Genomic DNA, 20,213 nt, shown 5'->3' on the forward strand with positions numbered 1-20,213 from the left:
ATCGGCAGCGAGGGCTACACGCATGACGACGGCATTGGCGCTCACACGTCCGCAAAAGGCGGCAGCCATATTGGTAGCCATGGGCAAGCCCGCGGCCAGCCGGCTGCTCAAATTCTTCAAACAGGATGAACTGAAGGCGCTGATCGAGGGCGCGCGTCTGCTGCGCACCATTCCGCAGGCCGACCTGGAGCGCATCGTCGCCGAGTTCGAAGCCGAATTCACCGAGGGCGCGGGCCTGCTCGATTCAGCCGACCGAATGGATACGATCCTGAACGAATCGCTATCGCCCGAGGAGATGAGCGCCATCATGGGCGACAAGAAGTTCGAGCCGGTCCCGGAAGGACCCGCGCCGATATGGCCGGACCTCGAAAAGCTCGAACCGGCACGGCTCGGCGCCTTCCTTTCCGGCGAGCATCCGCAGACGTCGGCCATGGTGCTTTCGAAGCTCGCGCCGCAGACAGCCGCCAATGTGCTCCTCACCATGGAAAAGCCGATGCGCAGCCAGATCATCAAGCGCATGGTGACGATGGCCAACATCCCGGATGCGGCATCCCGGATCGTCGAGAACCAGCTGCGCGTAAGCGTGCTGTCGCAGAAGGCCAGCAGGGACACCTCGGCCGGCCAGGAACGCGTCGCCAGCATGCTCAACGAAATGGCGAAGCCGGAACTGGACGACCTCATGCAGGACCTGGAACAAGCCGGAACGCCCGATCTCGCCGGCGTCAGGTCGCGGCTGTTCGCCTTCGACGACCTGCCTCTGCTGCCGCAGAAAGCGCGGGTTCTGCTGTTCGACGGGCTGTCGACCGAGCTCGTCACGCTGGCGCTGCGCGGCGCGGCGCCGGAACTTGCCGAATCCGCGCTATCGGCAATCGGCGCGCGCTCTCGCCGCATGATCGAATCCGAACTCGGACAAGGATCGGAAGGCATTGCGCTTGCCGACATCATGGCGGCCCGCAAGAGCATATCGGTCGCCGCCATCCGGCTGTCGCGCGAAGGGGCTTTCGAGCTGCCTTCGACGCAGGCGGCCGCCGCCGAAGCCGCTTGACGATAACGACCCGGTCAGAGCGCCATGGCGGATGCGGTCGACAAGGATTCCAAAACAGAGGAAGCCACAGAAAAGAAGATCCGCGACACGATCGAACAGGGCAAGCTGCCCCATTCGCGTGAGACGGCGATCTTTGCGTCCTTCCTCGCCATACTGGTTTTCGCCGTCTTCTACGCCAAGGACGCGGTTGTCGATCTCGGCATGTTCCTGTCGACGTTCCTGGAAAAGCCGGAAGCCTGGCCGATGGACACCGAGACCGACGTCATCTCGCTCTACAAGCAGGTGATGACCGAGATCGGCCGTGCCGTCGTCAGCCTGCTGGTGCTTTTGACGGTTGCCGGCATCGGCGCCTCGATTTTCCAGAACATGCCGCAAATCGTCGGCGAACGGATCAGGCCGCAGCTGTCGCGCATCTCGATCGCCAAGGGTTGGAGCCGGATGTTCGGCGTGCAGGGGTGGGTCGAATTCCTGAAGTCGCTTGCCAAGCTCGGCTTCGCAATCGCTGTGCTGAGCTTCACGCTGTCGGAAGATCACCGCAAGCTGCTCGCCGGCATGATCACCAACCCGGTCTCGTTCGGCATGGTCATCCGCGGCATCTTCGTCGACATATTGGTGGCGATCGTCTTCGTCATGGGCCTGATCGCGGTGGTCGACATCGTCTGGTCGCGTTTCCACTGGCGGCGCGACCTGCGCATGACCAGGCAGGAAGTCAAGGACGAGATGAAGCAGTCGGAAGGCGATCCGATCGTCAAGTCGCGGCTGCGCTCGCTGGCGCGCGACCGGGCGCGCAAGCGCATGATGACGGCTGTGCCGCGCGCGACGTTGGTGATCGCCAACCCGACGCACTATTCGATCGCGCTGAAATATGTGCGCGACGAGGATTCCGCTCCGATCGTGCTGGCCAAGGGACAGGATCTGGTCGCGCTCAAGATCCGCGAGATCGCCAGGGAGAACAACATCCCGATCTTCGAGGACGTGGCGCTTGCGCGCTCCATGTACAAGCAAGTTTCGGTTGATAGCGTGATCCCGTCGCAATTCTACCAGGCGGTCGCCGAATTGGTGCGGATCGTCTACTCGAAAAAGGCCGCGCGCAAAGCAACCCAATGAACGGACGCCGCTAATCCATGGACCGGCAACCACACGCCAATTCCCGCGAGCTCATCGTCGCCAGCGCCATCGAGCCTGTGGTGGGCGAATTGAGGCTCATCGACGTTGCCGACTATATCGCCTTCATCCGGCTCGAGCATTTCGCCTGCCTGTCGGACCTGGTGGATTCGGCCGCCGAGCTCTACTTCCGGCCGGGCACGTTGCGGCTTGGCCATGGCGGCGAGGCGCATGTCGACTGGGGCGGCAGCCCGCGCATCGTGCTCGATCTGGAGCTGCGGCCGCGCGGCGTGACGGTGTATTTCCAGCTGACGCTGACCGAGCACGGTGCTTCCGTGGTGGTCAACTACGTGTCGTTCGAGAAGCCTGGCGAGACGCCCGAGCACAACACCGCCTTGCTCGAGGACGCAATCGACGAAGCGCGCATCCGCAGGACCGAGCCACTGGCATTTCCTTGATGGTTTGATAGCAGACGGCCAACCTTGCCGCGGCGCGTTCAGCGCTGCGGGCTTGGTGTGGCTATTCGATCAGGCCGAGCCGCAACGCCTTGGCGACCGCCTGGTTGCGGTTGACCGCGTTGAGCTTCTGCGTCGACTGGGTGAGGTACTGGTTGGCGGTGTGCACCGAGAGCTTGAGGAGCTTGGCGATCTCTTCGCTGGTGTTGCCGTTGGCTGTCAGCTTCAGGCATTCGAGCTCGCGCTTGGAGATCGAGCGCGTCCTGCCGGTGTCGCTGGGCCGGATGCGGGCGACCGCCGCGAAGAGTGCAAAGGAGCGGGCGTGGATCTCGCAAAGCGCGTCGTCGGACAACGCGATCTCCGAACCCAGAAAGACGACCAGCCCGCATTGACCGCGATCGGCATGCACGGGGAAGGCGATGCCGTTGGTGCCGGGCGCCAGCGGCGCCGTCGGCTCGGCCCAGGCGAGCGATTGAAAAATCTGCCGCGAGCCGGCCGCGCCATCGTCCGCCCACCAGCGCGGCGCCGTCGAGATGCGGCTGTGGCGCACCATATCCTCGCCATTGGCGCCAGAGATGAATTTGGTCGCGACCGCCGTGCCGGGATAATCGGAATCGAAACACGCCACGAGCCGCGCGCGTTCCGCGGACGGGCTGACGAAATATAGCCCGAAGGCCGAGGCGTTGATGTCGACGGCGATCCAGCGGCAGCGGCGCACGGCATCCGGAATGGTGACCGCGTGGTGGGTCTCCGAGCCGAGCGAGAACGCGCCGAACGGGTTGCGCTGATCGTTGAAAAGGGCGGCGGCCGCCTCTCTGACCTGTGCGTGCTTCAAATGATGCCGCTCCTGATCGCCGTCGCGATCGCCATCGCGCGGTTGCTGGCCGCGAACTTCTGGATGGCGTGCGTGATGTAGCTGTTGACGGTGTTCGACGAGACGCCGAGGATGACGGCCACCTCATCGGTGGTCTTGCCTTCCGAAACCCAGAACAGGCATTCGCGCTCGCGGTCCGACAGCGGATCCTGCATGGACGCCGCCGCGATCAGCTGCGGAATGCTGGAAAGCGCATAGCAGCATTTGAGCTGCGCCTTCATCAGGGCGGTCAGGTCGATCTTCCCCGCCTCTGCGGCCGAGAACAGCACGAACAGGCGCTGCCGGCCGACATTGAGCCGCAACGAATAGATTTCGGCGTGGCCAAGCACGTCGAGCAGGCGGGCCTCTTCCCCGGTCAGCAACGCGCCGGCGTCAGGCGCGTGCGCGGCCACCAACGGCCTTGGGCGTACGCCCGGTGCCACGGTCAAGGGGCCTAGCGCCAGGTTGGCGATCAGCCTTTTGCCGATCAGCTCAATGGCGTCGAAGATCCAGTTCGAGGAGACGATGCGCGCATCGTTGCGGTCCTGGTCATGCACGATGGCGACCAGCATGTAGCTGTCGGCGCCGATATCGGCGGCAAGCTGCATGAAGAAGCTGGTGAGATCGCCGCGCGACGTCAGGCGCGAGCCTGAAGCATCGGGTTGGAGAAGCGCGGCGGAACTGCTCATTTTAATTCTTGGATTCTTGCCGGAATCGATCCTTGTGCCCGGCGCTGGCGAAGCCAACGGCCGGACCCGAAACGCGTCACGTTTACGAAGACACACTCAAAGGCGCGAACGGCGCCCAACCGCGCCGAATCCCTCTAGGGAACGCGAAACCGTCCGCGTCTGGTGCCGGCCTGGCGCCGGGACTTGAGACTTTGGGTGGTCGCCGCGCCCCCCATGGACCGGCTGATTCGGGTCTAATCTACCCGCAGATGAATCCGACATCAAACGCGATTTGACAAAATCGAATCTGATGGACTCGCATTGCGACTCAGCGGCCAGTCTTCGCGTTACGTGGTGGTGATTTCAAAGTCGAATTGGGCCGGTGATTCCTGGCGGGTTCGCAAAAAAATACGCCCCCGGTTGCATCCGAGGGCGTATGTCCTTGAGGGGGATTGGCTTAGCTATCCTCGAAACCCGTCAGCACGCCGACGGCATTGATGCCGATCTCTTCCACCGCGTAGCCGCCTTCCATCACGAACAGCGTCGGCAGGCCGAGCTTGGCGATGCGGCGGCCGATCTTCGGGTAATCCCCGCTCTTCAGCTTGAACTGGCTGATCGGGTCTTTCTCGAAGGTGTCGACGCCGAGCGAGACGATGACCGCATCGGGGGCGTAGGCCGTGAGCCTGGCGCAGGCGTCCTCAAGCGATGCGCTCCAGCCGTCCCAGTCGGTGCCGAAGGGCATCGGGTAATTGACGTTGAAGCCTTCGCCTTCGCCTTCGCCGCGCTCGTCGGCATGGCCGAGGAAGAAGGGGTACTCAACCATCGGATCGCCATGCAGGTTGAGCACCTGGACGTCGCCGCGGCGGTAGAAGATCTCCTGCGTGCCATTGCCGTGATGATAGTCGACATCGAGGATCGAGACGCGTTTGGCGCCCTGGTCGCGGAACCATTGCGCGACGACGGCGGCGTTGTTGATGAAGCAATATCCGCCCATGAAGGCAGCACCCGCATGGTGGCCGGGCGGACGGCAAAGCGCGAAGGCGGTGCGCTCATCGCCCTTGACCAGGGCGGCAGCGGTCAGCGCGACGTCATAGGAAGACTTGATCGCCGCCCAGGTGCCTTCGACGAAAGTGGCGCCGGCATCGAAGGAATAGTAGCCGAGCAAGGCATCGACGCGCTTCGGCGGCACGTCGCCGCGCAGGCCGCGCGTCGGCCAGGTGAAGCCCATGGCCGATCCCTTGAAACCGGCGGCGACCCATTCCGGCCACACCGTCGGCAGGAAATCGATGTAGTGGGCCTCATGCACGCGCTTGGCGGCGGCGAGGTCGTGCTCAACCGGTCCGATGATCGGCCCGAGCTTCTCGCTCTCCACCCGCGCCTTGATGAATTCGGCCCGCGACGGCTTCTCGAAACCCGGCACGATCGCCGAGGTGACCAGTTCCATCTGGCCTGAGTGGCCGGCATGAAGCGGCGAATAGACAGTTTTCATAGAAATTCCCCTGGAAGTGCGAAATCAGTTGGAGGTGCGAAAATCAGTCGAGGTTGAGATAGGGGGTCACGAGAGCCAGCCACATGGCTTCCACATCGTCCTCGATGAGGTCGAATGTCTTGCGATCCCGCTTTAGTCCGACAAGCCTGCAGGCGTGCCCGACCTCCATCATCACCAGGCCCAGCCGCTTGGCGGTCTTTTCCTCAAGGGCCGGGTTCACATGCTGCAGCCAGGCGGCGTAGAGGGCGATGATGTCCTTGTCGTATTCGTCCTGGATCGGCCTCAGGTCGGCGTTGCCGGAGATCGCCTCGATCACCGGCATCAGGGTCGCGTTGTCGAGATAGATCCGGGACGTGTCGATAAAGAGCTTGCGCACTTCGCGGCGAAACTCTTCGGGGTTGGTGGGTGGGGCGACTTTGATGCGCTTGGCGATCACCTCGGGAAAGGACGACAGCCAGCGCCTGCCGAGTTCGAGAAGGATGGCTTCCTTGTTGGGGAAATATTGGTAGACCGAACCGACTGATAGGCCCGCGCGCTGCGCGATGGCGAGCGTCGTCGGCGTTCTGGTTCCCTGCTCTCGCGTCAGGATCAGCGCCGCGTCGAGAATCCTGTCGACCACCTTGCTTGACCGTTTCTGCCGCGGCTGCTTGCGCGGTTCGAGCGCTATCCTGGTCTTGCGGTCGAGACTGCGCTTCACTGCTTGCTGCCCCCGTTCCCCGCTCGGCCTCACCATCGGCGCGCGGTGCTGTCCACAATACATTCCAAATTCGGCATGTTGACAAACGCGAATAATCAGTCGCATTCTTTATCCGCGCTGTCTTCAACGATAACAAGGGGAATTTCGAAGACGGCGCATCGGCATCGGCTTTTGTCACACGGCGTCGCCCCGGTGGAGCGGCAGCTCGTTGGACCTGGCCGCTGTCGGTCCCTCAGCAAAATGTGGAGTCGCGATGTCGGTTGCGGATGGTGGTGCGGATCTGGTGGTCGTCAACGGCCGAGTGCTGACCATGAACGATGACAATCCCGCCGCTGAGGCTGTTGCCGTCAAGGACGGCGTCATCATTGCAATTGGCGACCGCGCTTCCATCGAAGAGCTCAAGGGACCGGCGACAAAGGTTGTCGACGCCCAGGGCGGCTCCGTCCTGCCGGGTTTCGTCGAGGCGCATATGCATCTGTTCGGCGGTGCGGCCGAGCTCGACAATCTGCATCTGGCGGGCGTGCATGGCTTCGACGCGCTGCGCGACGCGATCCAGGATTTCGCGGCGAAGCGCCCGGACGCCACGCTTCTGATCGGAGCCGGCGTCGACTACGCCATCCTGCCGGAGCCGGTGACGCGCCACGATCTCGACCGCATCATTCCCGACCGTCCCTTCGCCATGTCGGCGTCCGACCACCACACGATGTGGGCGAACACCAAGGCGCTGGAAGAGGCCGGGCTGCTTCATGGCAGGCAGGTCGGACAGGGCAATGAGATCGTCATGGCCGCGGACGGGCTCGCCGCCGGCGAGCTGCGCGAAGGCGAGGCCTTCGGGCCGGTCCTCGACCATTACGGGGCGAACAGGACGCGGCTTGGCCTCGAAGGTGCCGAGCCGGATCCCTATCCTTCGGCGAAGGAATTGGCGGCCGATCGCGACCTCATGCATCGCGGCCTGCAATGGTGCGCCAAGCACGGCATCACATCGATCCAGAACATGGACGGCAATCTCTACCAGCTCGAGCTGCTGGCCGGGCTGGAAAAGGAGGGGCGGCTTTTGTGCCGCACCAAGATCCCGTTCCACTTCAAGAATTTCATGAAGCTGGACATGCTGGAAAAGGCCTCGCGCATGGCCGCGACCTACAATTCCGAATGGCTTTCGTCCGGCATGGTCAAGGTCTTCTATGACGGCGTGCTGGATTCCTGGACGGCGGTGATGGTCGACGACTATGCCGACCGGCCCGGATGGCGCGGCGAACCGCTGTTTTCGCCGGAACATTTCGCCAAAGTGGCGGTCGAGGCCGACAGGCGTGGCCTGCAGATCGCCGTGCATTCGATCGGTGACGGCGCGGTGCGGGCGGTGCTCGACGGCTACCAGGCTGCGCTCAAGAAGAACGGCAGGCGCGACAGCCGGCACCGCATCGAGCATATCGAGGTGACGACGGCCTCCGACGTGCCGCGCTTCGCCGAGCTCGGCGTGCTCGCCTCGATGCAGCCGGCGCATCCGCCGGGCGCGCTGAACTTTCCGATGGAGCCGACGATCTCGCGCATCGGTCGCGACAAGTGGCCGCTGAGCTATGCCTGGCGCACGCTGAAAGATGCCGGCGCGCGCGTGGTGTTCGCGTCCGACTGGCCGGTTTCGCCGGTCGATCCGATCCTGTCCATCCAGGCGGCAGTGATGCGCAGACCTTGGGCAGAAGGCATGCCGGACCAGAGCTTCTCGTTGCAGGAAGCAATTGAGGGCTACACGGTCGAGGGCGCTTATGCGGAGTTCATGGAACATCGCAAGGGCCGCCTGAAAACGGGGTATCTGGCCGATATCGTCGTTTTGTCGGCTGATATCGAGGCGACGGCGCCGGAAGCGTTGCACACCGTGCGTCCGCTGACCACCATCTGCGGGGGGAAGGTCACCTATCAAGCCTAACGATGGCATAGGAATTGCTTAATTGAATAGGGGCTCGGATCGAGTCACTGCTGCGCAGTTGCCAAGCCGCCCGGCTTATGGTGACAATCAAACAGGAACACACCTGCCGACAAGAGCAGGCTTTCTCAATGGGGTAATCGTGCCGGAACAACCGGGTAAGAACGCGATCGAAGTTCGTGGTGTAAGAAAAGTATTTGGAACCGGTGAAAACCAGGTCGCCGCTCTCGACACGGTGTCGGTGTCGATCCGCGAGAACGAGTTTTTCACGCTGCTCGGCCCGTCGGGATGCGGAAAGACGACGCTGCTGAGACTGATTGCCGGCTTCGATTTCCCGACCGCCGGCGAGATCCTGCTGCACGGCCAGGATATCGCGCCGCTGCCACCCTACAAACGCCCGGTCAACACGGTTTTCCAGAGCTACGCTCTGTTCCCGCATATGACGGTGGCGCAGAATATCGGCTTCGGGCTGGAGATGCTCGACAAGCCGAAAGCGGAGATCGAAGCGCGCGTCGCCCAGATGCTGAAGCTGGTCAAGATGGAGGTGCAGAAGGCACGCCGCACCAGCCAGATTTCGGGCGGCCAGCAGCAGCGCGTGGCGCTGGCCCGCGCGCTGGCGCCGCAACCGAAGGTGCTTCTGCTCGACGAACCGCTGTCGGCCCTGGACTACAAGCTGCGCAAGGAAATGCAGATCGAGCTGAAGCGGCTGCAGCACGAAACCGGCATCACCTTCATCTTCGTCACCCATGACCAGGAAGAAGCGCTGACGATGTCAGACCGCATCGCGGTGATGTCGGCCGGCAAGATCCTGCAGGTCGGCACGCCGCGCGACATCTACGACCGGCCGGCGGAACGTTTCGTCGCCGACTTCATCGGCGAGACGAATTTCCTGCCTGGCACGGTGGTGTCGAAGCGGGCCGGAGTGGCCACGGTCAAGTTCGCCAGCGATGCGACAATCTCAGCGGGCTATCCGGAAGGCTTCGACCCGACCGGCGAGGTGACGCTGGTGGTACGTCCCGAGCATGCCGATCTGGTGCCCGATCCGGCCAAGGGCACGATCGCCGGGACACTTTCCAATATCGTCTATTTCGGCACCGACACGCATTATCACGTCAAGCTCGACGGCGGCGGCGAGGATTTCATCGTGCGCCATCAGAACAGCCGTTCGAGCGCGGTGACCTACGAGACCGGCGCCAAGGTCGGCATCCAGTTCGAGGAGGACGCCGCGCGCGTCCTGAAAGACTGATGACGACAGCCACGCTCTCCCCAACCACGATCTCCAAGGCCGCGTTGTTCGAGGCCCGGGCGGTGAAAGCCGGCGCACGGCGGAACCGGCTGCTGTCGCTGCCGGCGCTGATCATCATCGGCATTTTCGGCGTGCTGCCGCTGATCATCATCTGCGTCTATTCGTTCCTCGTCGCCGCGCCCTATGGCGGCGTGCAGTGGCAGTTCTCTACCGACGCCTATCTGAATTTCCTGTTCCAGCGCGATATCTTCGACGACACGCTGCAGTTCACGCCGGACTTCCTGATCATCTACCTGCGCTCCTTCCTGTTCGCGGTGGTGACGACGGTGATCTGCCTGCTGCTCGGCTTTCCGACCGCCTATTTCATGGCGACCCGGCCGCCAGCGCAGCGCAACTGGTGGGTGCTTCTGATCACCATCCCCTTCTGGTCGAACCTTCTGGTCCGCACGCTGGCGATCATGTTCATCATCCGCGACGAGGGCCTGATCAACGACGCGCTGCTGGCGCTCGGCGTGATCGATAAGCCGATCACCATGCTCTACACCAATTTCGCCATCCAGCTCGGCCTGCTCTACGCCTTCCTGCCGTTCATGGTGCTGCCGCTCTATTCGAGCCTGGAGAAACTCGACTTCCGGCTGATCGAAGCGGCTTACGACCTCTATGCGACGCGCCGGCAGGTGCTGTGGCGGGTGATCATCCCGCTGTCCAAGCCCGGCATCATCGCCGGCTGCCTGCTCGTCTTCATCCCGGCGCTCGGCGCCTATGTGACGCCGCTGATCCTGGGCGGCGGCGTGCACCTGATGATCGGCGATCTCATCGCGCAGCAATTCGGATCGGGACGCAACTGGCCGCTCGGCTGCGCGCAGGCGCTGATCCTGATGGCGGCGGTGCTGGTGGCGCTCTACTTCTATGTCCGCAACACGTCGGGGAAGATGCAGCATGGCTGAGCCCCGCATCATGGACATCAAGGACCAGCCGGGCTTCCGCTCGATCGCCATCATCTGCCTGCTGGTGCTCTATGTGCCGGTGCTGATCCTGATGATCTTCTCGCTGAACAGCGGCTCGCTGGTCACGCATTGGGAAGGCGTCACGCTCGGCTGGTATGGCAGCGCGCTGCTCAACGAGGAGTTCCACAGCGCCGCGAAGAACACGCTGATCATCTCGGTGACCGCGACGATCGTTTCGACCATCTGCGCGACGCTGGCGGCGATCGGCATGACCCGGGTGAAGCCATGGCGCGGGCTTGCCGCGGCCTTCATGGTCATCAACCTGCCGCTGATGGTGCCTGAGATCATCACGGCGGTGGCGACGCTCTCCTTCTTCGCGCTGATCGCCGGCACGCTCGGACTGAATTTCGGCATCGGCAATCTGATCCTCGCCCACACCGTGTTCTGCATCCCCTTCGCCTATATGCCGATCAGAGCGCGGCTCGAGGACATGGACCTGACGTTGGAATATGCAGCGGCCGATCTCTATGCGACGCCGTGGAACGCCTTCAAGCGCATAACGCTGCCGCTCTTGGTTCCCGGCATCATGTCCGGCGGCGCGCTCGCCTTCATCGTCTCCTTCGACGATTTCACCATCACGCAGCTCGTCGCCGGTCCCGGCCAGACGACACTGCCCCTCTACATCTGGAACCAGATCCGGCGGCCGATGACGCCTGAGATCAACGCCATCTCCACAATCCTGCTGCTGGTGTCGATCCTGTTCGTCTCGGTCTCGTTCCTGATTGCGCGGCGACGCGCCAAGTGACCAAGAGCTCCAACACAAAACAATGGGAAGGCAAGGAGAACATAAAATGTCTGGAAAACTGATGGCGGCCGTTTCCGCGGTCGTTCTGCTGTGGGCAGTGCCGGCGCTCGCCGACGGCGAACTGCACATCTACAACTGGGGCGATTACACCAACCCCAAGCTGATCGAAAAATTCGAGAAGCAGTACAACGTCAAGGTGACGCTGGACGACTACGATTCCAACGAAACCATGCTGTCCAAGGTGCGCGCCGGCAATTCCGGCTACGACATCGTGGTGCCGTCCGACTACACCGTGAAGATCATGGTCGAGGAGGGCCTGCTCGAAAAGACCGAGCCCAACGCGATGCCGAACGGCAAGAACATCGATCCGCGCTTCGTCGACGTCTATTGGGACTCCGGCCGGCACTACACCGCGCCCTGGCAGTTCGGCACGACGGCGTTCTCGGTCAACACGGACAAGTTCAAGGGCGACATCGATACGCTGGCGATCCTGTTCAACCCGCCGGACGAGATCAAGGGCCAGATCAACGTGCTCGACGACGTCAACACCGTCATGCATGCCGCCGAGCGCTATGCCGGCGTGCCGCGCTGCGGCGCCGACAAGGCCAATCTGAAGAAGGTCAACGATATCCTCATGGCCGCCAAGCCGTCGTGGAAGACCTTCAGCTACGACACCATCACCAAGATCACCTCCGGCGACGTCATCGTGTCGGAGCAATGGAACGGCGCCAGCTACCGCTCGCGGCAGAAGATACCGGCGATCAAATATGCCTATCCGAAGGAAGGCATCGAAGGCTGGATGGACAATGTCGCGGTGCTGAAGGGCGCCAAGAACCTCGACAACGCCAAGCTGTTCCAGGACTTCGTCATGGCGCCCGAGAACGCGGCGCTGATCTCGGAGTTCGCCGGCTATGACAACGGCATCGCCGGCAGCCACAAATTCCTGCCAACGGAGTTCGCCAACTCGCCGGAAATCAGCCCTCCAGCCGGCTCGCCGACGCCGGAATTCGTGCCGCCCTGCCCGCCTGACGTGGTCGAGATCTACAACAAGATCTGGACCAACCTGCGCAAATAATTTTGCGCAGCGCATGAAAGGAGGGAGGCTCCGGCCTCCCTTTCTTCGTTCAGGGAGGGGTCAATGACGTCCTATCGCAACTCCGATCCGCGCCCGCCGATCATGCAGGGCTCGCCGCCGAAGCTGGTTCCGCCGAAGCTCGATTGGGACCGGCCACCCTGGAACCGCTGGGCCTTCCAGCACATCCGCGAATTCCTGCCGACGGTCGAGGTGTGGCGCGGCAGCGGCCATCGCCATCGCCTCGAGCGCGAGGAGGTCGATCTCGACGACCTGCCGGTGGTCGACAGCAACGGAGCGCCAACGACGCTCGCCGGCTTGCTCGACGAAACCTATGCGGACGGCTTCCTGGTGCTGAAGGACGGCAAGGTTGCCTATGAGCGCTATTTCAACGGCATGGACGAGCGCACGCTGCATCTGTCGCAGTCGATGGCGAAGTCGGTCACCGGTTCGGTGTGCGGCATACTGGTCGGGCGCGGCCTGATCGACCCGGGCAGGCTGGTAACCGACTATCTGCCGGAGCTCGGCGAGACCGGCTGGGCCGGCGCCACCGTGCAGCACGTGCTCGACATGACGACGGGCGTACGCTTTTCCGAAGAATATACCGACCGCTATTCCGAGATCGGCCAGGTCGATGTCGCGACCGGCTGGAAGCCGATCCCGCCCGGCAGCGATCCGGATTTTCCGTGGCCCTCGCATTTGTTCGAGCTGATCCTGCGGCTGAAGGACAGAGTGCGCCCGCATGGCGAGGCCTTCGAATACCGCTCGATCGAGACCGACGTGCTCGCCTTCATCATGGAGCGGGTAAGCGGCAAGCGCCTGGCGCAGCTTGTCTCGGAAGAGCTATGGCAAAAGCTCGGCGCCGACGAGAGCGCTTGCTTCACCGTCGACAGCGCCGGCTATGCGCTGGCCGATGGCGGCTTCAACGCGACGCTGCGCGACTATGGCCGCTTCGGGCAATTGATCCTCGACAATGGCGGCGGCGTGATCCCGGCTGAGTGGATCGAGGCGACGCGTAGCGGCAAGCACGGGCCGAATTTCAGCCCGACCCTTCCGGACGGCAGCTACCGCAACCAGTTCTGGATCGAGGATTCGCGCTCGCGTTCGCTGATGTGCCGCGGCGTGTTTGGGCAAATGATCCACATGAGCTGGGAACACAGGATGGTCGTGGTGAAGCTTTCGACCTATCCGGATTTCCTCAACTCCGCCTATTCGGTGGCGACGCAGAAGGCGGTGCATGCCATCGCCGCCGCGCTGGCCTGAAAAGATAAACCGGGAGAATATCGTGACCGGCAAGACCGCGTTCGAGACCAAATACGGCTTTGCCCGCAAGGATGTGCGGCTCGACAACTGGCGGCTGGCGCCGTTCAACCGATGGTCTTTCCAGAATGTCGGCGAACTGGTGCCGAGCGCGCATGTCGCCGCAGCAGCCGGCAGCGAGGAACAGGCGAAATCGCTCGGCGCATTGCTCGAGGAGAAGCTCGCGCTTGCCGGCGGCAGTGAAACCGTCGCGGGCTTTCTGAAGCGTTCCGAAACGGACGGGCTGGCGATCCTGAAGGCTGGCAAGCCGGTCGGCGACTGGTCGGCACCGCATATGCCTTTCGGAGCCCGCCACATCATCTTTTCGATCAGCAAGTCGGTGACGGCGATCCTTGCCGGCATATTGGAAGGCGAGGGGCTATTCGACCCCAATGCGCCGGTGACAAAATACATCCCCGAGGCCAAGGGCTCGGCCTATGGCGATGCGAGCGTGCGCAACGTGCTCGACATGACGGTCAGCCTCGATTTCGAGGAAGCCTATCTCGATCCGGAAAGCGCCTTCGCCCGCTACCGCCGCTCGACGCTGTGGAATTCCGGCGGCGAATCGGAGAGCCTCGCGGCGTTCCTTATGACCATCCAGCGCCTGGCCGAGCCGCACGGCCAGACCTATCGCTACCGGTCGCCCAATTCGGACGTGCTCGGCATCCTGGTCGAGCGGGCCTCCGGCAAGCGCGTCAGCGAATTGCTCAGCGAGAAACTGTGGCTGCCGCTGGGTGCCGCCAGCGAGATGTCGGTGACGGTCGACATGGAAGGCACCGCCCGCACGGCCGGCGGCATGTCGATGACGCCGCGCGATCTTGCCCGCATCGGCGAGATGATGCGGCAGGGCGGCATGGCCAATGGCCGCCGCATCGTGCCGGAAGCCTGGGTGCGCGACACGGTCGCCACCGGCGGCAGCCATGAGGCCTGGCAGCGCGGCACGATGGTGTTTTTGTTCCCGAAGGGGCGCTACCGCAACAAATGGTACCAGACCGGCCACGACAGCGGCGCCTTCTGCGGCATCGGCATCCACGGCCAGTGGCTTTACGTCAACCCGAAGGCGGAAGTGGTGATCGCTAAAATGTCGTCGCAGCCGGAGCCGGTGGACGAGAAGCTGGACGATGACATCGTGGCCTTCCTGGAGGCGCTGAGCCGGATGGTTTGAGCCGATTGGCGGTTTGTTCTCACGGCTGTTTTCTGTGGACCTGCGCTGCCGGGTGAAAACGGCGCGGTTGGCGAAGCGATCTTCCCGGCCTATGGTCGCCGCTCTTTTCGACAGGGATCGGCATGGCATCGGACATCAAGCGCATCGCAGCAATCATCGCGGCCGAGATCGGCGCGCGGCCGGAGCAGGCCGCGGCGGCGATCGGGCTGCTGGACGAAGGCGCGACCGTTCCGTTCGTGGCGCGCTACCGCAAGGAAGTCACCGGCGGCCTCGACGACACGCAATTGCGCGACCTGTCCGAGCGGCTTGTCTATCTGCGCGAGCTCGATGCGCGGCGCGAGACGATCCTCGGTTCCATCCGTGAGCAGGGCAAGCTGACCGAGGATCTGGAGGCGAAGATCGCTGCGGCCAGCACCAAGGCTGAGCTGGAAGACATCTACCTGCCCTATAAGCCGAAGCGGCGCACCAAGGCCGAGATCGCCAGGGAGCGCGGGCTCGGGCCGCTGGCCGAGGCGATCCTCGCCAACCGGTCGGCGGTGCCGGCGGAGCTTGCGCTCGCCTATGTCACCGAAGAGGTGGCCGACGCCAAGGCGGCGCTCGAAGGCGCGCGCGACATCCTGTCGGAGCAGTTCGCCGAGAATGCCGACCTTGTCGGCAAGCTGCGCGCCCATATGAAGGAGCGCGCCTTCCTGCGCGCCCGTGTCGTCGACGGCAAGCAGGAGGCGGGTGCGAAGTTCTCCGACTATTTCGACCATGTCGAGCGATGGGCGAATGTGCCAAGCCACCGAGCGCTCGCTATGCTGCGCGGCCGCAATGAAGAGGTGCTGTCGCTCGACATCGAGGTCGATGCCGACGATCAGTCGCCGGTTAAGCCGGTCGAGCGCATGATCGCCAACGCCTACGCGATCGGCGCCAGCCTGCCGGGCGACCGCTGGCTGATGGAGGTTGCCGGCTGGACCTGGCGCATAAAGCTTTCCCTGCATCTGACGCTCGATCTGATGCGCGACCTGCGCGAGCGGGCCGAGGAGGAAGCGATCCATGTCTTCGCCCGCAACCTGAAGGACCTTTTGCTTGCCGCACCCGCCGGCTCGCGGCCGACCATGGGGCTCGATCCCGGCATCCGCACCGGCGTCAAGGTCGCGGTGGTCGACGGCACCGGCAAGCTGGTGGCGACGACGACCGTCTATCCGTTCCCGCCGAAAAACGACGTGCGCGGCACGCAGGCCGAACTTGCCGCCCTCGTCCGCCAGCACAAGGTCGAGCTGATCTCGATCGGCAACGGCACTGGCAGCCGCGAGACCGAGAAGCTGGTGGCGGACATGCTGTCCGCTATGCCCGTGGGTTCAGGTCCGAAGCCGCTCAAGGTGATCGTCAGCGAGGCGGGCGCCTCGGTTTATTCCGCGTCGGCCGCGGCAGCGGCGGAATTCCCGGGCCTCGATGTTTCGTTGCGCGGCGCGGTGTCGATCGCCAGGCGCCTGCAGGATCCGCTGGCCGAGCTGGTCAAGATCGAGCCGAAGTCGATCGGTGTCGGCCAGTACCAGCATGACGTCGACCAGTACCGGCTCGGACGCTCGCTGGAGGCGGTGGTAGAGGATGCGGTCAATGCCGTCGGCGTCGACCTCAACACCGCGTCAGCGCCGCTGCTGGCGCGGGTTTCCGGCCTTGGCCCATCGCTTGCGGACGCGATCGTCGCGCATCGCGATGTGACCGGACCGTTTGCCAGCCGCAAGGAGTTGCTCAAGGTGGCGCGGCTCGGACCTCGCGCGTTCGAGCAATCCGCCGGCTTCCTGCGCATTGCCAATGGCACCGAGCCGCTCGATGCTTCCTCGGTTCACCCGGAAGCCTATGGCGTGGCCAAAAAGATCGTCGCCGCCTGCGGCCGTGACGTGCGTTCGCTGATGGGCGACAGCGCCGCGCTCAAGGCGCTCGACCCGCGGGTGTTCGTCGACGAGCGTTTCGGCCTGCCGACGGTGCGCGACATCATCGCCGAGCTGGAGAAGCCCGGCCGCGACCCGCGTCCCGGCTTCAAGACCGCGACCTTTGCCGATGGTATCGACGACATCAAGGACCTGAAGCCGGGCATGCTGCTCGAAGGCACCGTCACCAATGTCGCCGCCTTCGGCGCTTTCGTCGATATCGGCGTGCACCAGGACGGGCTGGTGCATGTGTCGCAGCTGGCCGACCGCTTCATCAAGGATGCGCATGAGGTGGTGAAGGCGGGCGACGTGGTGAAGGTGCGGGTCGTCGATGTCGACATCAAGCGCAAGCGCATCGGGCTGTCGATGCGCAAGGATGGCGGCGAGGGTGGCGCGCCTCGCGGCGGCCAGCGTGACAGCGGCGGCGGCAAGCCCGCGCCGCGCTCGCCGGCGCCACAGCGCCAGCCGGAAAAGCCGGCGCAGGGCGCGTTCGGTGCGGCGCTCGCGGAGGCGATGAAGCGGAAATAGCTGGTGAGCGTGAAGCGTTCCGTTCCTTGCAATCGGTAGTAAAGATGCCTACCATATGCGTATGGCGAATGTAGAGAAAGTGAGTGTTGCACTCACTCCCGAAATGGCAAACATGATGCGGGAGGTTGTGGCTACAGGCGAATACGCCTCGGCTAGCGAAGTCATGCGCGAGGCATTGCGCGACTGGAAATTTCGCCGGACACAGCGTGATCAGGCTATCCACGAGTTGGGCCGTCTGTGGGATGAAGGCATGGCAAGCGGCAACGCGGTCGACGGGGACCAGGCTTTCGCCCGGATCAAGAATAAGCTCGATGCGAAAATCGCTGAACGCAAGTCATAAATGACGCTCCGTTTACGACCGTAAGCGCAGGCGGATATCGAGGCCATTGCTCTCTACGTCGCCGAAGATAGTCCGTCGGCGGCGTTGCGCTGGTATGGCGAGATGCTCACCCATTGTCAGCGCATCGCCGAAATGCCGGGAATGGGCATTGCCCGGCCGGAGGTGCGAGCCGACTTACGCACGTTTCCCGTAGGAAATTACCTTATCCTCTATCGCCAGATCGAAGCCGGGGCCGAGATCGTGCGCGTCGTTCACGGCGCGCGGCGGTGGCAGGAACTGCTCAGCTGAACGTCGAGACGCAACGACAGCCGGGACCGACCCAAACGCGTTCGGTGCGGCGCTCGCGGAGGCGATGAAGCGCAAGTAGCTACCACGCCAGGAAAGCCGGCTCCTTTTCAACCTGATCCAGCAGCCAGTCGCGAAAGCTGGCGACCGGCGGATGGCTGCGCTTGTCGTGCGGCACGACCAGATAATAGGCGCTGCGGCTCTGCATCGGTTGGCCGGGCGCGGGCACCAACTGGCCGCGCTGCAATTCTCCGGCAATCAGGATTTCCGGCAGCAGCGCCACGCCGAGCCCCGCCATGCAGGCCTGCGCGACCGTGCCGAACTGCTCGAACTGCATGCCGGGACCGGTCGGCGCCTCGAACCCCTGATGCTCGAACCATTCGCTCCAGGCGCCGGGGCGGGTTGCCATATGCAGCAGCGGCAGGCGGCTGATGTCGGCCGCCGTGACGATGTCGCGGGTGGCCAGGAATTCGGGGGAGGCCACCGGCATCACGGTCTCGCGCATCAAGAGCGTGCAGTCTGCCTCCGGCCAGTCGGGCATGCCGTGATGGATTGCAGCGTCCAGTCTTTCGCGTGCGAAGTCGAAGCGACCGATGCGGGTGGCGAAGTTGATGGTGATGTCCGGATGGCGGGCGACGAAATCCGGGATCAGCGGCATCAGCCAGCGCGTGCCAAAGGTCGGCAGGATGGCAAGGTTAAGAACACCACTATGCCGGTTGCTCATCAATCCGAGCGCGGCATCGCGCAGCTGGCCGAGCGCCGAACGCACCGCTTCGGCATAGATCTCGCCGGCCGCCGAGAGCCGGACATTGCGGCTGTCGCGCTCGAACAGCCGGCGCCCGAACTGCTCTTCCAAAAGCCCGATCTGTCGGCTGATGGCGCCCTGAGTCAGATTGAGCTCGCGCGCGGCCGCGGTGAAGGAGCCAAGTCGCGCCACCGCCTCGAAGGCGGCAAGGGCGGCCGTGTTGGGCAAAAGGCGGCGCTGGACGTTCATGATCCATTACTAACGCTCATTGATCCGTGATGCAATTTTGTTTGATTTTTCTCCGGCTGAGGCGGATAAGCCGGGCAACCTCAAAAATATTCTGGGAGTCCAAGGCCATGGCCGCCGAGAAGAACGCGTTCGTCTGGAACGATCCTTTCCTGATCGAGGACCAGCTTTCCGAGGACGAGCGCATGGTGCGCGACGGCGCGGCGGTTTTCGCCGCCGACAAACTCGCACCGCGCATCGAGGAGGCCTACGCCGACGAGAAGACCGACCCGTCGATCTTCCGCGAGATGGGCGAGGCGGGTCTGCTCGGCCTCACCATTCCGGAAGAGTATGGCGGGCTCGGCGCGGGCTACGTGACCTATGGCCTGGTGGCGCGGGAGGTCGAGCGCATCGATTCCGGCTATCGCTCGATGATGAGCGTGCAGTCCTCGCTGGTGATGTACCCGATCCATGCCTACGGCTCGGAAACGCAGCGCAAGAAATATCTGCCGAAGCTCGCCTCGGGCGAATGGATCGGCTGCTTCGGCCTGACCGAGCCGGATGCCGGCTCCGATCCGGGCGGCATGAAGACGCGCGCCGAGAAGACGGCGAATGGCTACCGGCTTTCCGGCTCCAAAATGTGGATTTCCAACGCGCCGATCGCCGACGTGTTCGTCGTCTGGGCGAAGCTGAAGGGCGATAACGGCAAGGACGAGATCCGCGGCTTCGTGCTGGAAAAGGGCATGAAGGGGCTTTCGGCGCCGAAGATCGGTGGCAAGCTCTCACTGCGGGCCTCGATCACCGGCGAGGTGGTGATGGAGGGCGTCGAGGTCGGCGAAGAGGCGCTGCTGCCCAACGCCAAGGGCCTCGGTGGTCCGTTCGGCTGCCTCAACCGCGCGCGTTACGGCATCTCCTGGGGCGCCATGGGCGCGGCCGAGGATTGCTGGCACCGGGCGCGACAGTATGGCCTCGATAGAAAACAGTTCGGCAAGCCGCTCGCCGGCACGCAACTGTTCCAGAAGAAGCTCGCCGACATGCAGACCGAGATCGCGCTCGCCCTGCAGGGCAGCTTGCGGGTCGGTAGGCTGATGGACGAAGGCAAGATGGCGCCGGAGATGATCTCGATCGTCAAGCGCAACAATTGCGGCAAGGCGCTCGACATCGCCCGCCAGGCGCGCGACATGCATGGCGGCAACGGCATCCAGATCGGCTACCACGTGATGCGCCATGCGCAGAACCTGGAGACGGTCAACACCTATGAGGGCACGCATGACGTGCATGCGCTGATCCTGGGACGGGCGCAGACGGGTATCCAAGCGTTTTTCTAAGATATGCCGATATTCAGGTGAGGCTGGCCTGACCTGAATATCGACACACCTTAAGCCGGCAACGCCGCTTAAATTAGGTGCAG

General features: G+C 63.7%; 19 protein-coding genes. 14 read left to right on the forward strand and 5 right to left on the reverse strand.

The window, feature by feature from the left end:
- Positions 1 to 22 precede the first annotated feature (22 nt).
- From RFM98_RS16045 to RFM98_RS16055, 3 genes are read left to right on the forward strand one after another with little or no spacing between them, the layout of a single operon-like run.
- Positions 23 to 1,045 (forward strand): flagellar motor switch protein FliG, encoded by a 1,023-nt coding sequence (locus RFM98_RS16045; RefSeq protein ID WP_320212438.1) that lies wholly within the window; start codon positions 23 to 25, stop codon positions 1,043 to 1,045.
- Between the two features lie 24 nt (positions 1,046 to 1,069).
- Complete coding sequence (gene flhB, locus RFM98_RS16050; protein ID WP_320309777.1) at positions 1,070 to 2,152, forward strand: flagellar biosynthesis protein FlhB; 1,083 nt, start codon at positions 1,070 to 1,072, stop codon at positions 2,150 to 2,152.
- Between the two features lie 17 nt (positions 2,153 to 2,169).
- Positions 2,170 to 2,607 carry a BspJ family T4SS effector nucleomodulin gene (locus RFM98_RS16055; RefSeq protein WP_320309778.1) on the forward strand — a complete coding sequence of 146 codons (438 nt, stop codon included), beginning with the start codon at positions 2,170 to 2,172 and terminating at the stop codon, positions 2,605 to 2,607.
- A gap of 61 nt (positions 2,608 to 2,668) precedes the next feature.
- On the opposite strand, the gene RFM98_RS16060 is transcribed toward RFM98_RS16055, so the two are convergent.
- The 4 genes from RFM98_RS16060 to RFM98_RS16075 all read right to left on the reverse strand — a co-directional run bounded on the left by RFM98_RS16060 (position 2,669) and on the right by RFM98_RS16075 (position 6,311).
- A complete protein-coding gene (locus RFM98_RS16060; protein WP_320212435.1) occupies positions 2,669 to 3,439 on the reverse strand; it encodes a helix-turn-helix transcriptional regulator in 771 nt (256 codons plus the stop codon).
- Complete coding sequence (locus tag RFM98_RS16065; protein ID WP_320309779.1) at positions 3,436 to 4,146, reverse strand: helix-turn-helix transcriptional regulator; 711 nt, start codon at positions 4,144 to 4,146, stop codon at positions 3,436 to 3,438. The genes RFM98_RS16060 and RFM98_RS16065 overlap by 4 nt, the downstream gene beginning before the upstream one ends.
- Before the next feature lie 436 nt (positions 4,147 to 4,582).
- Positions 4,583 to 5,614, reverse strand: a complete 1,032-nt coding sequence (locus tag RFM98_RS16070) for a histone deacetylase family protein (protein WP_320309780.1) — start codon at positions 5,612 to 5,614, stop codon at positions 4,583 to 4,585.
- Positions 5,615 to 5,657: 43 nt separating this feature from the next.
- Entirely contained in the window at positions 5,658 to 6,311 is a 654-nt protein-coding gene (locus RFM98_RS16075) for a TetR/AcrR family transcriptional regulator (protein ID WP_320309781.1), read from the reverse strand.
- 253 nt (positions 6,312 to 6,564) lie between these two features.
- Here RFM98_RS16075 and RFM98_RS16080 point away from each other — a divergent pair, with 253 nt between their 5' ends.
- The 10 genes from RFM98_RS16080 to RFM98_RS16125 all read left to right on the forward strand — a co-directional run bounded on the left by RFM98_RS16080 (position 6,565) and on the right by RFM98_RS16125 (position 17,835).
- Positions 6,565 to 8,232, forward strand: coding sequence for an amidohydrolase (locus RFM98_RS16080; RefSeq protein ID WP_320309782.1), 1,668 nt, complete (start codon positions 6,565 to 6,567; stop codon positions 8,230 to 8,232).
- Positions 8,233 to 8,371: 139 nt separating this feature from the next.
- Positions 8,372 to 9,475 carry an ABC transporter ATP-binding protein gene (locus tag RFM98_RS16085; RefSeq protein ID WP_320309783.1) on the forward strand — a complete coding sequence of 368 codons (1,104 nt, stop codon included), beginning with the start codon at positions 8,372 to 8,374 and terminating at the stop codon, positions 9,473 to 9,475.
- Positions 9,476 to 9,504: 29 nt separating this feature from the next.
- The gene (locus RFM98_RS16090) at positions 9,505 to 10,422 is read left to right on the forward strand and encodes an ABC transporter permease (RefSeq protein WP_430682315.1); all 918 of its coding nucleotides are present in this window, start codon (positions 9,505 to 9,507) and stop codon (positions 10,420 to 10,422) included.
- Complete coding sequence (locus tag RFM98_RS16095; RefSeq protein WP_320309785.1) at positions 10,415 to 11,227, forward strand: ABC transporter permease; 813 nt, start codon at positions 10,415 to 10,417, stop codon at positions 11,225 to 11,227. Before RFM98_RS16090 ends, RFM98_RS16095 begins: the two co-directional genes overlap by 8 nt.
- A 46-nt stretch (positions 11,228 to 11,273) precedes the next feature.
- Positions 11,274 to 12,302 (forward strand): extracellular solute-binding protein, encoded by a 1,029-nt coding sequence (locus tag RFM98_RS16100; protein WP_320309786.1) that lies wholly within the window; start codon positions 11,274 to 11,276, stop codon positions 12,300 to 12,302.
- A 63-nt stretch (positions 12,303 to 12,365) separates the two neighbouring features.
- Entirely contained in the window at positions 12,366 to 13,562 is a 1,197-nt protein-coding gene (locus tag RFM98_RS16105) for a serine hydrolase domain-containing protein (RefSeq protein ID WP_320309787.1), read from the forward strand.
- 22 nt (positions 13,563 to 13,584) lie between these two features.
- Positions 13,585 to 14,763, forward strand: coding sequence for a serine hydrolase domain-containing protein (locus RFM98_RS16110; RefSeq protein WP_320309788.1), 1,179 nt, complete (start codon positions 13,585 to 13,587; stop codon positions 14,761 to 14,763).
- Between the two features lie 122 nt (positions 14,764 to 14,885).
- The gene (locus tag RFM98_RS16115) at positions 14,886 to 17,207 is read left to right on the forward strand and encodes a Tex family protein (protein WP_320309789.1); all 2,322 of its coding nucleotides are present in this window, start codon (positions 14,886 to 14,888) and stop codon (positions 17,205 to 17,207) included.
- A 55-nt stretch (positions 17,208 to 17,262) separates the two neighbouring features.
- Positions 17,263 to 17,547, forward strand: a complete 285-nt coding sequence (locus RFM98_RS16120) for a type II toxin-antitoxin system ParD family antitoxin (RefSeq protein ID WP_430682314.1) — start codon at positions 17,263 to 17,265, stop codon at positions 17,545 to 17,547.
- Between the two features lie 36 nt (positions 17,548 to 17,583).
- Complete coding sequence (locus tag RFM98_RS16125) at positions 17,584 to 17,835, forward strand: type II toxin-antitoxin system RelE/ParE family toxin (RefSeq protein ID WP_320309882.1); 252 nt, start codon at positions 17,584 to 17,586, stop codon at positions 17,833 to 17,835.
- A gap of 79 nt (positions 17,836 to 17,914) precedes the next feature.
- Here the strand turns inward: RFM98_RS16125 and RFM98_RS16130 are convergent, their stop codons facing one another.
- Complete coding sequence (locus RFM98_RS16130; protein WP_320309790.1) at positions 17,915 to 18,826, reverse strand: LysR family transcriptional regulator; 912 nt, start codon at positions 18,824 to 18,826, stop codon at positions 17,915 to 17,917.
- Between the two features lie 107 nt (positions 18,827 to 18,933).
- Between RFM98_RS16130 and RFM98_RS16135 the strand changes: the two genes are divergently transcribed.
- Positions 18,934 to 20,130 carry an acyl-CoA dehydrogenase gene (locus tag RFM98_RS16135; RefSeq protein ID WP_320309791.1) on the forward strand — a complete coding sequence of 399 codons (1,197 nt, stop codon included), beginning with the start codon at positions 18,934 to 18,936 and terminating at the stop codon, positions 20,128 to 20,130.
- The last annotated feature ends 83 nt before the right edge of the window (positions 20,131 to 20,213 follow it).

It is taken from the genome of Mesorhizobium australafricanum (assembly GCF_033977265.1).
Classification (GTDB): Bacteria; Pseudomonadota; Alphaproteobacteria; order Rhizobiales; family Rhizobiaceae; genus Mesorhizobium; species Mesorhizobium australafricanum.

Coding starts and splice junctions, on each gene's coding strand:
- flhB (WP_320309777.1), top strand. CDS start 1,070: ATGGCGGATGCGGTCGACAAGGATTCCAAAACAGAGGAAGCCACAGAA.
- RFM98_RS16070 (WP_320309780.1), bottom strand. CDS start 5,614: ATGAAAACTGTCTATTCGCCGCTTCATGCCGGCCACTCAGGCCAGATG.
- RFM98_RS16115 (WP_320309789.1), top strand. CDS start 14,886: ATGGCATCGGACATCAAGCGCATCGCAGCAATCATCGCGGCCGAGATC.
- RFM98_RS16045 (WP_320212438.1), top strand. CDS start 23: ATGACGACGGCATTGGCGCTCACACGTCCGCAAAAGGCGGCAGCCATA.
- RFM98_RS16080 (WP_320309782.1), top strand. CDS start 6,565: ATGTCGGTTGCGGATGGTGGTGCGGATCTGGTGGTCGTCAACGGCCGA.
- RFM98_RS16120 (WP_430682314.1), top strand. CDS start 17,263: ATGCGTATGGCGAATGTAGAGAAAGTGAGTGTTGCACTCACTCCCGAA.
- RFM98_RS16055 (WP_320309778.1), top strand. CDS start 2,170: ATGGACCGGCAACCACACGCCAATTCCCGCGAGCTCATCGTCGCCAGC.
- RFM98_RS16130 (WP_320309790.1), bottom strand. CDS start 18,826: ATGAACGTCCAGCGCCGCCTTTTGCCCAACACGGCCGCCCTTGCCGCC.
- RFM98_RS16100 (WP_320309786.1), top strand. CDS start 11,274: ATGTCTGGAAAACTGATGGCGGCCGTTTCCGCGGTCGTTCTGCTGTGG.
- RFM98_RS16135 (WP_320309791.1), top strand. CDS start 18,934: ATGGCCGCCGAGAAGAACGCGTTCGTCTGGAACGATCCTTTCCTGATC.
- RFM98_RS16065 (WP_320309779.1), bottom strand. CDS start 4,146: ATGAGCAGTTCCGCCGCGCTTCTCCAACCCGATGCTTCAGGCTCGCGC.
- RFM98_RS16095 (WP_320309785.1), top strand. CDS start 10,415: ATGGCTGAGCCCCGCATCATGGACATCAAGGACCAGCCGGGCTTCCGC.
- RFM98_RS16105 (WP_320309787.1), top strand. CDS start 12,366: ATGACGTCCTATCGCAACTCCGATCCGCGCCCGCCGATCATGCAGGGC.